Source organism: Streptomyces vulcanius (assembly GCF_042653945.1).
Taxonomy (GTDB): domain Bacteria; phylum Actinomycetota; class Actinomycetes; order Streptomycetales; family Streptomycetaceae; genus Streptomyces; species Streptomyces mangrovi.
In genome coordinates this window covers 277,296-290,247 of sequence record NZ_JBHSFK010000004.1, presented here as the reverse complement: position 1 = coordinate 290,247, position 12,952 = coordinate 277,296, and the positions used below count along the sequence as shown (strand labels likewise).

At 71.1% G+C, this 12,952-nt stretch carries 12 protein-coding genes and 1 pseudogene; 7 read left to right on the top strand and 6 right to left on the bottom strand.

The window, feature by feature from the left end:
* The first annotated feature begins 11 nt into the window (after positions 1 to 11).
* Positions 12 to 2,228, top strand: coding sequence for a M4 family metallopeptidase (locus tag ACFPIH_RS08270; RefSeq protein ID WP_381169737.1), 2,217 nt, complete (start codon positions 12 to 14; stop codon positions 2,226 to 2,228).
* Positions 2,229 to 2,554: 326 nt separating this feature from the next.
* On the opposite strand, the gene ACFPIH_RS08265 is transcribed toward ACFPIH_RS08270, so the two are convergent.
* Both ACFPIH_RS08265 and ACFPIH_RS08260 read right to left on the bottom strand, forming a co-directional pair.
* Positions 2,555 to 3,739 (bottom strand): cytochrome P450, encoded by a 1,185-nt coding sequence (locus ACFPIH_RS08265; protein ID WP_381169735.1) that lies wholly within the window; start codon positions 3,737 to 3,739, stop codon positions 2,555 to 2,557.
* Between the two features lie 109 nt (positions 3,740 to 3,848).
* The gene (locus tag ACFPIH_RS08260; protein ID WP_381169733.1) at positions 3,849 to 4,811 is read right to left on the bottom strand and encodes an RNA polymerase sigma factor; all 963 of its coding nucleotides are present in this window, start codon (positions 4,809 to 4,811) and stop codon (positions 3,849 to 3,851) included.
* 234 nt (positions 4,812 to 5,045) lie between these two features.
* On the opposite strand from ACFPIH_RS08260, the gene ACFPIH_RS08255 reads away from it, so the two are divergent.
* Complete coding sequence (locus ACFPIH_RS08255; RefSeq protein WP_381169731.1) at positions 5,046 to 5,705, top strand: TetR/AcrR family transcriptional regulator; 660 nt, start codon at positions 5,046 to 5,048, stop codon at positions 5,703 to 5,705.
* Here the strand turns inward: ACFPIH_RS08255 and ACFPIH_RS08250 are convergent.
* The 4 genes and pseudogenes from ACFPIH_RS08250 to ACFPIH_RS08235 form a co-directional block, all read right to left on the bottom strand.
* The gene (locus ACFPIH_RS08250) at positions 5,638 to 6,750 is read right to left on the bottom strand and encodes a LacI family DNA-binding transcriptional regulator (RefSeq protein WP_381169729.1); all 1,113 of its coding nucleotides are present in this window, start codon (positions 6,748 to 6,750) and stop codon (positions 5,638 to 5,640) included. The genes ACFPIH_RS08255 and ACFPIH_RS08250 overlap by 68 nt on opposite strands.
* A gap of 36 nt (positions 6,751 to 6,786) precedes the next feature.
* Positions 6,787 to 7,797 carry a hydroxyacid dehydrogenase gene (locus ACFPIH_RS08245; RefSeq protein ID WP_381169727.1) on the bottom strand — a complete coding sequence of 337 codons (1,011 nt, stop codon included), beginning with the start codon at positions 7,795 to 7,797 and terminating at the stop codon, positions 6,787 to 6,789.
* A 104-nt stretch (positions 7,798 to 7,901) separates the two neighbouring features.
* Positions 7,902 to 8,840, bottom strand: a complete 939-nt coding sequence (locus ACFPIH_RS08240) for a Dyp-type peroxidase (RefSeq protein WP_381169725.1) — start codon at positions 8,838 to 8,840, stop codon at positions 7,902 to 7,904.
* Between the two features lie 122 nt (positions 8,841 to 8,962).
* A pseudogene (locus ACFPIH_RS08235) lies at positions 8,963 to 9,099 on the bottom strand (YbhB/YbcL family Raf kinase inhibitor-like protein); the annotation flags it as partial.
* Positions 9,100 to 9,323: 224 nt separating this feature from the next.
* Here ACFPIH_RS08235 and ACFPIH_RS08230 point away from each other — a divergent pair.
* From ACFPIH_RS08230 to ACFPIH_RS08210, 5 genes are all read left to right on the top strand, one after another.
* The gene (locus ACFPIH_RS08230; protein ID WP_381169723.1) at positions 9,324 to 9,725 is read left to right on the top strand and encodes a hypothetical protein; all 402 of its coding nucleotides are present in this window, start codon (positions 9,324 to 9,326) and stop codon (positions 9,723 to 9,725) included.
* Between the two features lie 206 nt (positions 9,726 to 9,931).
* Positions 9,932 to 10,237 (top strand): MSMEG_0570 family nitrogen starvation response protein, encoded by a 306-nt coding sequence (locus ACFPIH_RS08225; protein ID WP_381169721.1) that lies wholly within the window; start codon positions 9,932 to 9,934, stop codon positions 10,235 to 10,237.
* Complete coding sequence (locus tag ACFPIH_RS08220) at positions 10,234 to 11,547, top strand: MSMEG_0569 family flavin-dependent oxidoreductase (protein WP_381169719.1); 1,314 nt, start codon at positions 10,234 to 10,236, stop codon at positions 11,545 to 11,547. The genes ACFPIH_RS08225 and ACFPIH_RS08220 overlap by 4 nt, the downstream gene beginning before the upstream one ends.
* An 11-nt stretch (positions 11,548 to 11,558) precedes the next feature.
* A complete protein-coding gene (locus tag ACFPIH_RS08215; RefSeq protein WP_381169717.1) occupies positions 11,559 to 12,374 on the top strand; it encodes an amidohydrolase family protein in 816 nt (271 codons plus the stop codon).
* Positions 12,375 to 12,417: 43 nt separating this feature from the next.
* Positions 12,418 to 12,948, top strand: a complete 531-nt coding sequence (locus ACFPIH_RS08210) for an MSMEG_0572/Sll0783 family nitrogen starvation response protein (protein ID WP_381169715.1) — start codon at positions 12,418 to 12,420, stop codon at positions 12,946 to 12,948.
* The last annotated feature ends 4 nt before the right edge of the window (positions 12,949 to 12,952 follow it).

Below are 12,952 nucleotides of genomic sequence, written 5' to 3'. Positions count from 1 at the left end.
CGCTGGTCGTCGTGACCGCCCTCATAGCCGCCGCGACCGCCCCGACGGCCGGAGCGTCCGCCCAGCCGAACCAGGCCCGGATCACCGCGCAGCCCAGAGCGGGCGCGGCCCCCGTCCCGCTCACCCCCGCCCAGCGCGCCGGCCTGCTGAAATCCGCGGCGAACTCCGCCACCGCCACCGCCGGTGCCCTGAAGCTGGGCGCCCAGGAGAAGTTGCTGCCGAAGGACGTCATCAAGGACGCCGACGGCACCGTCCACACCCGCTACGAGCGCACCTTCGCCGGACTCCCCGTCCTCGGCGGTGACTTGGTGGTCCATCAGCGCGGGGCCGCCCGGACCGTCTCCAGGGCGACCGACGCTCCGGTGTCCGTACCGACGACCGATGCCACGGTCGCCGCGTCGACGGCCAGGAAGTCGGCGCTCGCCGCCGCCAAGGCCGACGGCACCGGGCAACTGCGGGCCGACGGAGCACCGCGACTCGTCGTCTGGGCGGCCGACGGCGCGCCCGCCCTCGCCTGGGAGTCCGTGGTCACCGGCGTCGAGGACGACGGCTCGCCGCGCGAGGTGCACGTCGTCACCGACGCCAAGAGCGGCAAGAAGCTGCGGGAGTTCGAGACCATCCACGCCGGCGTGGGCAAGGGCCGGTTCAACGGAGAGGTCAGCCTCGGCAGCACGCTCGACGGCGACGTCTACGAGCTCACCGACGCACAGCGCGGCGGCCACCGGACGTACGACCTCAACGGCGCCGTGGGCGGCACCGGCACGCTCTTCACCGACGCCGACGACATCTGGGGCGACGGAGACCCGGCCAACCGCCAGACCGCCGCCGTGGACGCCGCGTACGGCGCCCAGCAGACCTGGGACTTCTACCAGGACCGGTTCGGCCGCGACGGCATAGCCGACGACGGCGTCGGCGCGTCCTCCCGGGTCCACTACGGGAACAACGTTGTCAACGCCTACTGGGACGACGACTGCTTCTGCATGCTCTACGGCGACGGCGAGAACAACGCGAACCCGCTGACCGCGCTCGATGTCGCCGCCCATGAGATGACCCACGGCGTCACCAGCGCCACCGCGGACCTGTACTACTACAACGGCGAGTCCGGCGGCCTGAACGAGGGCAGCAGCGACATCATGGCCGCCGCCGTGGAGTTCTTCACCGACAACCCCAACGACGTGCCCGACTACGAGGTCGGCGAACTGATCGACATCAACGGCGACGGCACCCCGCTGCGTTACATGGACCAGCCCTCCAAGGACGGCATCTCGCAGGACTACTGGTCCACCGACACCGAAGGGCTCGACCCGCACTTCTCCTCCGGCGTGGCGAACCACTTCTTCTACCTCCTCGCCGAGGGCAGCGGACAGAAGACCGTCAACGGCGTCGCCTACGACAGCCCGACCCACGACGGCGAGCCGGTCCCCGGCCTCGGCCTGCACAACGCCACGAACGTCTGGTACCGGGCGCTGACCACGTACATGACGTCCACCACCGACTACGCGGGCGCCCGCGTCGCCACCCTCCAGGCCGCCGCCGACCTGTTCGGCCGGTCCAGCGAGGCGTACGAGGCCGTCGGCAACACCTGGGCGGCGGTGAACGTCGGCCCCCGCTTCGTCGACCACATCGCGATGACGGCGCCCGCCGGCCAGGAATCCGCGATCGGCCAGCCCGCCACGCTCAGGATCACGGCGGACACCACCCGGCCGGACAGCCTGACCTACGAGGCCACCGGTCTGCCTGACGGGCTGGCCATCGACCCCGAGACCGGCGTGATCTCCGGCATCCCCGCCGAGACGGGGGAGTTCACCCCGACCGTGACGGTGAGCGCCGGGGCCGGGGCCGGGGCCGAGGCCGACTTCGCCTGGAGCGTCATCGCCTCCGGCGGCGACTTCTTCGTCAACCCGGGCGATGTGCGGATCCCCGACGCGGGCGATCCGGTCGAGTCCCCGCTCCTCGTGACCGGCCGCACCGGCAACGCCCCCACCACCCTCCAGGTCTCGGTGGACATCGTCCACACCTACCGCGGCGACCTGGTGATCGACCTGGTCGGCCCCGGCGGCACGACGTACCGGCTGAAGGACGACTCCGACGACTCCGGCGACGACGTCCACACGACGTACACCGCCGACGCCTCCGCCGAACCGGCCGACGGCACATGGAAGCTCCGCGTCCAGGACATCTACTCGATCGACACCGGCTATATCGACAGCTGGAAACTCACCTTCTGACCGGCATCCTGATGTGACAGCGTCGGCAGATTCATGGTCTCGGGAAATTCCTTTTCCCGCTGCTCGATCATAAATCTGCCGGCCCCGTCAAGCGCGAAAACAATCACAGGGGGAACGTTCTCTATCCCCATCGGCCTGGCCGTTCTCGCCGGCACGAAGACCCTCGCTGGAGTGTCTCCGCCGCCCCGCGACACACGCTGGTCACCCACCCGGCACCCCGGCTGATCGCGGGACACGCTCGGACTCGTCCGGCTGACCGGGTGCGTCCGTCGTACGGTTCCGTCACGCGTCGCGGACCGCTTGGGCCACCTGACCGAGCAGCGCCGTCAGCCGGATGGTGTCCTCCGGCTCCAGCGCACGTGCAGGGTCATGGGCTTGCGGAAGACCAGGCCGTACGGGGTCGTGGGGTGGTCGGGGTCGAGGCGCAGGCCGGGGAGGCGTTCGAGCAGGCGCTGGAGGGCGATGCGGGTCTCCAGGCGGGCGAGGTGCGCGGCGAGGCAGTGGTGCGGGCCGTGTGCGAAGGCCAGTTGGAGACGCGCGTTCTCCCGGCGGACGTCGAACCGGTCGGGGTCGGAGAAGACGGCCGGGTCGCGGTTGGCCCCCGTCAGGGAGACGGTGACGAGGTCGCCGCGGCGGATCGTGGCCGGGCCGAGGACGAGGTCACGGGTGGCGTAGCGGTCCACGACCGCCGCGCCGGGTTCGAGGCGCAGCGACTCCTCGATCGCGCCGTCCAGCAGCTCGGTGTCGGCCCGCACGAGAGCGAGTTGGCCGGGGTGCCGCAGCAGGTGCAGCAGCGCGTTGGTGATCATCGCCTCGGTGGTCTCGATGCCTCCGAACATCAGCACCGCGGCATTGGACGCCACCTCGGGCACGGTCAGCCGCCCGGCTGCCGAGGCGAGGAGGGAGACGGCGTCCCGGTCGGCGACGGTGGCTTCGACGGCGGTCCTCAGCTGCGCGTACGCCGTGGCGCCCGCGGGTCCCGCGTCGTGCCCCGCGGTGATGTCCGACACCGACCGCACGATGGAGTCGTACCAGTCGAGCACCGTGTCCGTGGTGGCGCCGACCAGCCCCAGCGCCTCGGTCACGACGGCGACCGCGAGCGGTCCCGCGAAGGCCCGCCGCAGTTCGACGGCGCCGGCCGGCTCCAGCGTGGTGATGAGCCGGTCGGTCTCCCGCTCGATGAACGCGGCGAAACCGTCACGCACCGCCCGGGGGCGGAAGGGGGCGGTGAAGGGCTCCCGGTGCCGGGTGTGCTGATCGCCGTCGAGGGACAGCATGCTGGGGCCGACGACCTGTGCGGTGGAGAACCGGGGGTCGTCGACGGTGAAGCTCTCGGCGTCCCGCATCACGCTCAGCGCGAGGTCACGACGGGTCACCAGCCAGCCGCCCAGCTCGGGCAACCAGGACACCGGCTCGCGCGCACGGAGCAGCGCCAGTCGCGGATGCGGATCCCGGGCGAGTTCGGCGAGGCTGGTCGCGGCACCGAGCGGGCAGGAATCGACGCCGCTCATCGCGCGTCTCGGCCGGGCAGGGGGGAACCGTTCACACCGCCGAGGCTAACAACCGCGGTGAGGGCGTGGCGGACGGGGCCTCCGTGCCGGTGGTTGCGGGCGGGGCGGCTCACACGCCGCCGAAGTAGTCGCTCAACGCGTGCTGCCGCGAGGGGTGACGCAGCTTGGACATCGTCCTGGACTCGATCCGGCGGACCACCTCGCAGGGCACCCCGTACACCCGGCCGATCTCCTCCAGCGTCTGCGGCCGGGTGCCGGCGAGGCCGTACCGGCGGGCGATGACCCCGGCCTCGCGCGCGGTCAGGTCGGCCAGGACATCCCGGATCGTCTGCGTCAGCTGGGCGTACATGACGCCGTCCCAGGGGGCGACACTGTCCGTGTCCTCGATCAGGTCGCCGATCTCGGCGCTGCTGTCGTCGCCGAGAACCGTGTGCAGGGACACGGGCTCCCTGGTGTATCCCTCGACCTCGGCAAGCCTTTCCACGGACACGTCGGCCTTCTCCGCCAGCAGCTCGGGCGCGGGTTCGACGCCGAGGTCCTGGACCAACTCGCGCCGGGCCCTCGCCACCCGGTTGACGATCTCCACCATGTGGACCGGGATCCGGATGGTACGGCTCTGGTCGGCCACGGCCCGGGTGATGGCCTGCCGGATCCACCACGTCGCGTACGTCGAGAACTTGAACCCCTTCGCGTAGTCGAACTTCTCGACGGCTCGGATCAGGCCCGTGTTGCCCTCCTGGACCAGATCCAGGAAGAGCAGTCCCCGGCCGGTGTACCGCTTGGCCAGGGAGACCACCAGCCGGAGGTTGGCCTCCACGAGGTGGGATTTCGCCCGGTGGCCGTCCTCCGCGAGAGCCCGGAGCTCCCGCCCGAACTCCGGGTCCGGGTCCGGCTCCTCCACCAGCCGGCGCTCGGCGTACAGACCGGCCTCGATCCGCTTCGCGAGCTCCACCTCCTGCTCGGCGGTCAGCAGCCGCACCCGGCCGATGAGCCGTAGATAGTCACGCACCTGGTCGACGCCGCCGCTCGCGGAGGTGAGCCGAGGGGCGGGATCATCAATGTGATCCTTCACGAATCCGACCCTAAAGCAGCCGCGGGTGTGGTGCTGCGGAATCGTTATGCATTTCCCGCGAGATTTTCCCGGCGCCGGTCAACGCACCCCGCGGGTTTCCGTGAATTCGACAGAAAACATAAGTCTCAAGTCCTAAGCCCAATTGCCGATGGCGAATGCGACCGGGGCCGGATCCCGGTGCCGGTCCGCGTCGCTAACATCGGCCGGCGCCGAGGATGCACACCGAGGAGAGCCATGCACGACAGCGACGACGTCATCCCGGAAGGCTGCACCGCCGAGCGGGCCGATGCCGCCCGCAACCGCGCCCGGCTTCTGGAGGCCGCCGCGCACCTGGTGGCCGAACAGGGAGCCGAGAGTGTGACGATGCAGGCGGTCGCGGAGGCGGCCGGGGTGGGCAAGGGCACCCTCTTCCGCCGGTTCGGCGATCGTGACGGCCTCCTGCTCGCCCTCCTCGGCGAGGCCGAGGCCGTCTTCCAGGAGGCGTACACCTCAGGCCCGCCGCCGCTGGGGCCCGGAGCACCCGCGAGGGACCGACTGGTGGCGTTCGGCAGCGCCCTGATCGCGCGCACCGGCGCCGACGCGGACCTGGGGGCGGCGCTGGGACGCCAGGTGATGTACCAGCGCCGCCACGGCGCGGACACCGGACGGGCCTTCCACCGCCACGTCTCGACCCTCCTGCGAGAGACGGGGACCGACGGGGACCACGACCTGCTCGCCCATGCCCTGCTCGCCTTCGTGGGCTTCGAGACGGCGGACTACCTGCGCCGGGAACGCCAGGTGCCCACGGCCCGTCTCCAGGCGACCTGGGCGGACCTGGTACACCGGGTCACCGCCCGCGCACCGACTGACGGATCACCAGCTGGGTGCTCAGGACCACGTGGTCGTCGCCGGTGAGGCGGTCGCCCCGTTCCAGGGCCAGCCGTACGGCCGTGCGGCCCAGGTCCTCGTACGGCACCCGGACCGAGGTGAGCGGGGGGTTGAGGTCCGGGGCGAACGGGACGTCGTCGAAGCCCACCACCGAGACGTCCCCGGGGACGTCGAGTCCCGCGTCGCGGAGCGCGGCGAGCGCGCCGAGGGCCACCGTGTCGGTGCCCGCGACGACGGCCGTGAAGCCGATGCCCGCCCGGAGCGCGTCCCGGGTGCGCCGGTGGCCGGAGACGCGGGTGTAGACACCGGGGACGTCCAGTTCCTCGGCATAGGGCACTCCGTGTGCGCGCAGCGCGCGGAGGTGGCCCTCGCGCCGCTGTTCCGCGGTGCTGAGGTGCGGCTCGCCGCCCAGGAAGAGGACGCGGCGGTGCCCCTGGACGAAGAGATGGTCCGCGGCCTGGAATGCGCCGCCGCGGTTGTCGTAGTCGACGACGGTCACCGGGTGGTCCCCGGGCAGCGGCGGGCGGCCCACCAGCACCAGCCGCGACCCGGCCGCGTCCAGGGCACGCGCGTACTCGGCCATGCGCCGGAGGTAGGGCTCGTCCTGCACCGCCCCGCCGACGAGGACCACCGCCGCCGCGTGCTGTTCGCGCATCAGCCGGACGAGTTCGTCCTCACGCTCCGGGTTCCCGTGCGTGGCACAGACCAGACTCAGCCTGCCCCGCAGCGCCGCCTCCTGCTCGACACCGGCGGCGACATGGGCGAGCGAGGGCCCGGTGAGGTCCGGCAGGACCAGGGCGACGGGCCCGGCGACCCGCCCGGAGAGCGCCTTGGCGTGGACGTTCACCACGTAGTGCAGCGACTCCACCGCGGCCATGACGCGGTCCCGGGTGGCCGCGGAGACGGGGTAGTTGCCGGCGAGTGCCCTGGAAACGGTCGCTACGGAAACGCCCGCCGCCACGGCGACGTCACGAATCGTGCTCGGCCCCTCGCGCGCCGCGGAGCTGCTCCGTCGACGCTTGGTGGTTCTGGGCTCACGACCGGCGCCGGACCCGGTTCCCTTCACCGTCACATCACGAAGTTAGCGTAGTAACCGTTTTCCGATGCTTCAGGCACTGTTGGCGAGCGTGGTCCGGTGGACCGGATGCGCCAGCGGCAGGCCCGCGGCCATGCGCTCCAGTTCCGCCACGACGGTGCCGCCGAGCCGGGCCAGTTCGTTGCCGAGCGAGCCGGCGATGTGCGGGGTCAGGAACACGTTCGGGAGGCGGTGGAGCGGGGAGTCGGCGGGCAGTGGCTCGGGGTCGGTGACGTCGAGTACGGCGCTGATCCGGCCGCTCACCAGCTCCTCGGTGAGCGCCGTGTGGTCGATGAGCGCGCCCCGCGAGGTGTTGATCAGCACTCCTCCGTCGGGGAGGAGGGCCAGCCGTTCGCGGCTCAGCATGTGGTGGGTCTCCGGTGTGTCCGGGGCGTGCACACTGACGATGTCGCTGGTGCGCAGCAGTTCGTCCAGCGGCAGCGGGGCGGCGCCGAGCACGGCCGCCTCGGCGGCGTCGACGTAGGGGTCGTACAGGCTCACCGACAGGTCGAAGGGGCGCAGCAGTTCCAGTACCCGGCGGCCCACACGGGAGGCGCCGACGATCCCGACCCGGCGACCGAGGTTGCCGACGGTCGCGTAATCCGTGGGGCCGGGGTGCACCCGCTCGGACCGGAAGCGTTCGCGCAGGCCGAAGGCGTCCTTGCCGGCCAGCAGGATCGCGGCGAGCGTGTACTCGGCGACGGGCAGCGCGTTGGCCTCGACCGCGCTGGAGAGGGTGAGGCCGCGGTCCCAGAACGCCTCCCCGACCAGGTGACGTACGCTGCCCGCCGCGTGCAGGACGGTCCGCAGCCGCGGTGCCGCCGCCAGCACCCGCGCGTCGACGGGGGGACAGCCCCAGCCCGTGACGAGCACCTCGGCCCGGGCCAGGGTCGCGGCCGCCGCGGGATCGGAGAAGTCCCGCACGACGAGCGCGGGATCGATCCGCACGAGCTCCTGGAGACGGGTCATCAGCCGGGGCGGAAACAGCTCGGGCAGATGCACCGGATTCATGGCGAAGAGAGCGATGGGGAGCGGCGATGACATGGGAGGGCACTCCTGTGCTGGCTCGGTAAACGTATTCCACGCTAAGAGCCGCACGGAACCCGGTCAATGACGCCTACCGCAGCCGAACCGCGCCTGGGTGACGTTCAGCCTTCCAGGAAGTCGGCGGTGGGTACGTGGAACAGGGTGCCGGTGACCGCCGTGGAGAAGTCGAGCAGGCGGTCGTGGCTGCCCGGCGGGTCGCCGATGAACATGTTCTCCAGCATGCGCTCGATGACCGTCGGGCTACTGGCGTAGCCGATGAAGTACGTGCCGAACTCGCCGCGTCCGGGCGCGCCGAAGGGCATGTTGCTGCGCAGGATCTGCCGTTCGGTGCCGTCGGGGTCGGTGATCGAGGTGAGCGCGACATGCGAGTCGGCCGGCTTGAGGTCGTCGGGCAGCTCGATGTCGGAGAGCTTGCGGCGGCCGACCGCCCGTTCCTGCGCCTCGACCGGCAGGGCGTTCCACCCCTCGAGGTCGTGCAGGTACTTCTGCACGACGACGTAGCTGCCGCCGGTGAAGTCCGGGTCCTGCTCCGGGTCGACGGCGCCGATCACGACGGCGGTGTCCGCGGCGGGGCCGGTGGGGTTCTCGGTGCCGTCGACGAAGCCGAGCAGATCGCGTTCGTCGAAGTACTTGAACCCGGACACCTCGTCGCGGACGGTGACCGCGCCCCGCAGCCGGTCCATCAGCTGCGTGGCCAGCTCGAAGCACAGGTCCGTCTGCCGGGCCTTGATGTGGAAGAGCAGGTCGCCCGGGGTGGCGGGCGCGGTGTGCCGGGCGCCGGCCACTTCCCTGAAGGGATGCAGCTCGGCCGGCCTGGGACCGGTGAACAGCCGGTCCCAGGCGTCGGATCCGATGCCGGTGACGCAGGTCAGCGCCCCTTCCGGGATCCGGAAACCGACGGACCGCACCAGACCGGCGAGGTCGGACAGCAGCTCCCGCACCACCTGCTCCCCGCCGGGATCGACGGTCACGACCAGGAAGACGGCGGAGTTGGTGAGCGGGCTCAGCACCGCCTGCGGAACCGGCTGCGACTCGGGCACGAACACTCCTTGTTCTTCGGTGAATTCCTGCGGCGAACCCGGAGGCCGGACCCGCCGCGATCAGCCTCTCATCCCACAAGACGGCCGGACGGCGAGACGGCGGGGCGGCCGGACGGCGAGGGCGTCACGGCGTAGCTCCTGGTGCCCTCTGGAGCGCCCTCCACGGCAGCTCCGGGGAGACGTCTTTGCCGCCCGGGACGCCGAAGAGGCCGGACATCTGCTCGCCGGGGAGCGGGGCGCCGTCGGCCGGCGTGGTGGATCGGCGGTCTGCTCGGCCCCGACTGGCAGCAGCCCGACAACGCGCTGCGGCTTCAGCTCGCGGTCCATCTGCGCGACCTGGCGCGCGTCGTCGAACCCCTGGTGTAGCGGGCTACACCAGGGGTTCGGGAGGGCGGTCCCTCGTGACGGCGAGCGGGTGACGGGATCGTGGTCGGCAGAGGTCGAAAGAGACCTTGCCCGTCCCCCAGCCCTAAGGAAAGTCCCGTGAAGACGCTGCTCGCCGCCGTGAAGTCGTTCGTCGCCAACCTGCTGCTCTGGTCGTTCTTCGTGGGCGGTCTCGTCGCGAGTACCGCCTCCGGCACCGTCCTGGACGGCACGCAGAAGAACGTGGCCACCTACACCGGTATCGCCGTCTCGATGCTGGCCGGCTCGCGCATCGCGAAGAAGCCGAAGATCAAGGCGTTTCTGTCGAAGTCGTCCACGCTGTGGTTCCTGTTCCTGTTCAACGGCGGCGTGGCCGCGTTCTGCTACCTGACCATGGACGGCGTGAAGGGGATCGCGACCGCCGCCGGCATGGGGCTGGTCTCGCTGGGCGCCGCCGGCGGCCTCGTCGCGAACCGCCGGAAGCCGGCCGCGGCGGTGGCCGTGGACCGTTCCCAGGGCTGAACCGCCCGGGGCGAGACGTACGACGCGAGGGCGCGCCCGGTTTTGCCTCAGAGGCAACTCTGTGTGGCCGGTGCGCCACTCGGTGTGAGGACTCCGTAACCCCGCTTTAGTCCGGATGACCTCGTTCGGTAATTCCCGCTGGCTGAAGTGGACCTCACAAGCAGCGGCGAGGTGTCAACGCCTCGGCGCCTCGCATGGAGGACTTCATGCCTGAGCTGTATTTCCATGTGCGCTGGCCCGACGGAGAGACCCAGCGCTGCTACTCACCCTCCACGGTGATCGAGGACTACCTCACCCCGGGCGGCGTGTACGAACTCGGTGACTTCGTGGCGCGGAGCCGGACGGCGCTCGGTATCGCGAGTGACCGGGTACGCGAGAAGTACGGGTTCGCCTGCACCGGGGCGTCCGGCCAACTCGCCCTGATCGAGAAGACCGCCGCCGTGTACGCCTCCCTCGACGGGGCGAGGGTCACCGTCGAGGCCCTGCGCAACGCCGACGGGAGCACACGGTGACCGCGTGGCGGCCGGCCGGGGCGCACTACCCGGTCGCGGTCGTCGGCGGCGGTCAGGCAGGCCTGTCGGTGAGTCACTGCCTGCGTGAGCGCGGCATCGAGCACATCGTCCTCGAGCGGAACCGGGTCGGCCACGAGTGGCGGGAGCGGCGCTGGGACTCGTTCTGCCTGGTGACCCCCAACTGGCAGTGCAGACTGCCCGGTTTCCCCTACCGGGGGGACGACCCCGACGGCTTCATGGTCCGCGACGAGATCGTCCGGTACCTGGAGGACTACGTCGCCTTCTTCCGGCCCCCGCTGGTGGAGGGAGTCGCCGTCACCGGACTGCGCCGCAGCGCCGACGGAGTCTTCGAACTGACCACCGGCGAAGGCGAGTTCACGGCCGACCAGGTGGTCGTGGCCACCGGCCCCTACCACACCCCCTCCGTCCCTCGGATGGCCGAGCGGCTGCCCGCCGGCGTCGAGCAGATCCACTCCTCCCGCTACCGCAGTCCCGGACAACTCCCCGACGGGGGCGTCCTGGTGGTCGGCACGGGACAGTCCGGCTGCCAGATCGCCGAGGACCTGCACCTGGCCGGCCGCCAGGTCCATCTGGCCGTCGGCAGCGCACCCCGCGTCGCCCGCTTCTACCGCGGCCGGGACTGTGTCGCCTGGCTGGACGACATGGGCCACTACGCCCGCGGCATCGACGAGTTCGATGACGCGGCTGCCGTCCGGATGCGCGTCAACCACTATGTGACCGGGCGGGACGGCGGCCGTGACATCGACCTGCGCGCCTTCGCCCGCGACGGGATGCGCCTGTACGGACGGCTGACCGGCATCGACGGTACGCGCCTGGAGTTCGCCGACGACCTGAAGACCAACCTCGACCGGGCGGACGCCGTCGCCGAGAGCATCAAGGACAGCATCGACGCGCATATCGCCGCGCGAGGCGTCCAGGCACCCGACGAGCCCCGGTACACACCGGTGTGGGAGCCGTCCGAGCAGGCGGCCCCACTGGACCTGGAGACCTCCGGCATCACCTCCGTCGTCTGGTCGACCGGGTTCACCCGCGACCACCGCTGGGTCGAGACACCCGCCTTCGACGGCCGTGGCTACCCCATGCACTGGCGGGGCGTCACCAGCACGCCCGGCCTGTACTTCCTGGGCCTGCCCTGGCAGTACTCGTGGGGCTCCGGACGCTTCGAAGCGGTGGGCCGGGACGCCGAGTTCCTCGCGGACCACATCGAAGCCTCCCGCCGCCTGGCCGACGTCTGCGGAACCCTCACCGGCGCCCCCAGCGAACTCGCCGCCGCGCTCCCGATCGGCTGAGGGACGAGAGAATGGTCCACGACGCACACCGCCACATCGGCGTCCTGCCCGCGTACCCCTTCTACGGCGGACCGCCCGTCAATCCCGACACCACCGCCCGCGCCACGGTCGAGCAGCTGATCGCCGACCTGGACGCGGAGGGTACCGAACGCGCCCTGGTCATCCCGAACTACGGCGTCCCCGACCCCGCGATCGCCTTCTCCTTCAACGAGTTGGCGATCGAGGCCGCCCAGCGCGACGACCGGATCCGGGCCGGGCTCTGGGTGTCCCCGCGCCCCGAGGACGCGGAGCGCACCGAACACGCACTGGCGCTGGCCGGAGAGCGGGGCGTGAAGGCGCTCAAACTCAGCTTCCTGCTGGGCGGACGCCCCACCGACCCGGCCTGCCGGCCGATGCTCGACCGCATCTTCGCCGAGGCCGCGCGCCGGGGGCTGGTGGTGCACGTGCACACCTCGCCCGGCGCCGCCTCCGACATCGACGAGGTCGGCCACCTCGTCGACTGGTACGCCGACCGGGTCCCCGTCCATCTCGTGCACTTCGGCGGCGGGATGAGCGGCCACATCAAGCTCGTCGGGTCGCGCTTCTTCGACTGGATCGAGTCCGGCAAGCGCGTCTACACCGACCTCTCCTGGGCCATCGGCTTCACGCCGCGCTGGCTGGCCCAGGAGATCGAGCGCCGCGGCATCGGACACGACCGGGTGCTCTTCGCCAGCGACCAGCCGTGGGGCGACTTCACCGGAGAGTACGCCCGACTCGCCGAAGCGACCGGCGGCGGCGCCCTCGGCGAACTCGTCTTCAGGGACACCTTCGCCGCGCTCTACGACTGACCGACCTCCCCCTCCCAAGTCCCGTACGCACAAGGAGACAGCCATGTCCGAATCCACCGTCACCATCGAACTCAGCGAGATCGAGCAGAAGTCCCTCAACGAGATCCCCCACCCCTCCCTCCCCGAGGGCACCAGCATCTACGGCGACACCAAGGTCTTCCCCGACTACAAGGCCGAGGACGGCGAGACCTACTTCACCCTCGTCCACGGCATCGCCCACGAGTCCTCGGTCTCCTTCGTCGCCGTGCTCCAGGCCACCCGCGCCCTGCGCAAGGGCTTCGAGACGGCCATCTACTTCTACGGCCCGGGCTCGCTGAACTGCCTGGCCACGCGCGGCTTCCCGACGGTCGGCAACTCCGCGTTCCCCGGCGAGCACAACATCAACAACCAGCTCAAGACGTTCATCGCCGAGGGCGGCAAGGTCTTCTGCTGCCGCTTCGGGCTTTCCCTGCACGGCGCCCGCGAGGAGGACCTCATCGAGGGCGTCATCCCCACCCACCCCCTCGACGTCCAGGACGCGCTGATCCACTACGCCCGCAAGGGCGCCATCATCAACTCCACCTACCAGCTGTAAGGGG

Coding starts and splice junctions, on each gene's coding strand:
- ACFPIH_RS08265 (WP_381169735.1), bottom strand. CDS start 3,739: ATGAGCGGCGTCGATTCCTGCCCGCTCGGTGCCGCGACCAGCCTCGCC.
- ACFPIH_RS08255 (WP_381169731.1), top strand. CDS start 5,046: ATGCACGACAGCGACGACGTCATCCCGGAAGGCTGCACCGCCGAGCGG.
- ACFPIH_RS08245 (WP_381169727.1), bottom strand. CDS start 7,797: ATGTCATCGCCGCTCCCCATCGCTCTCTTCGCCATGAATCCGGTGCAT.
- ACFPIH_RS08225 (WP_381169721.1), top strand. CDS start 9,932: ATGCCTGAGCTGTATTTCCATGTGCGCTGGCCCGACGGAGAGACCCAG.
- ACFPIH_RS08215 (WP_381169717.1), top strand. CDS start 11,559: ATGGTCCACGACGCACACCGCCACATCGGCGTCCTGCCCGCGTACCCC.
- ACFPIH_RS08210 (WP_381169715.1), top strand. CDS start 12,418: ATGTCCGAATCCACCGTCACCATCGAACTCAGCGAGATCGAGCAGAAG.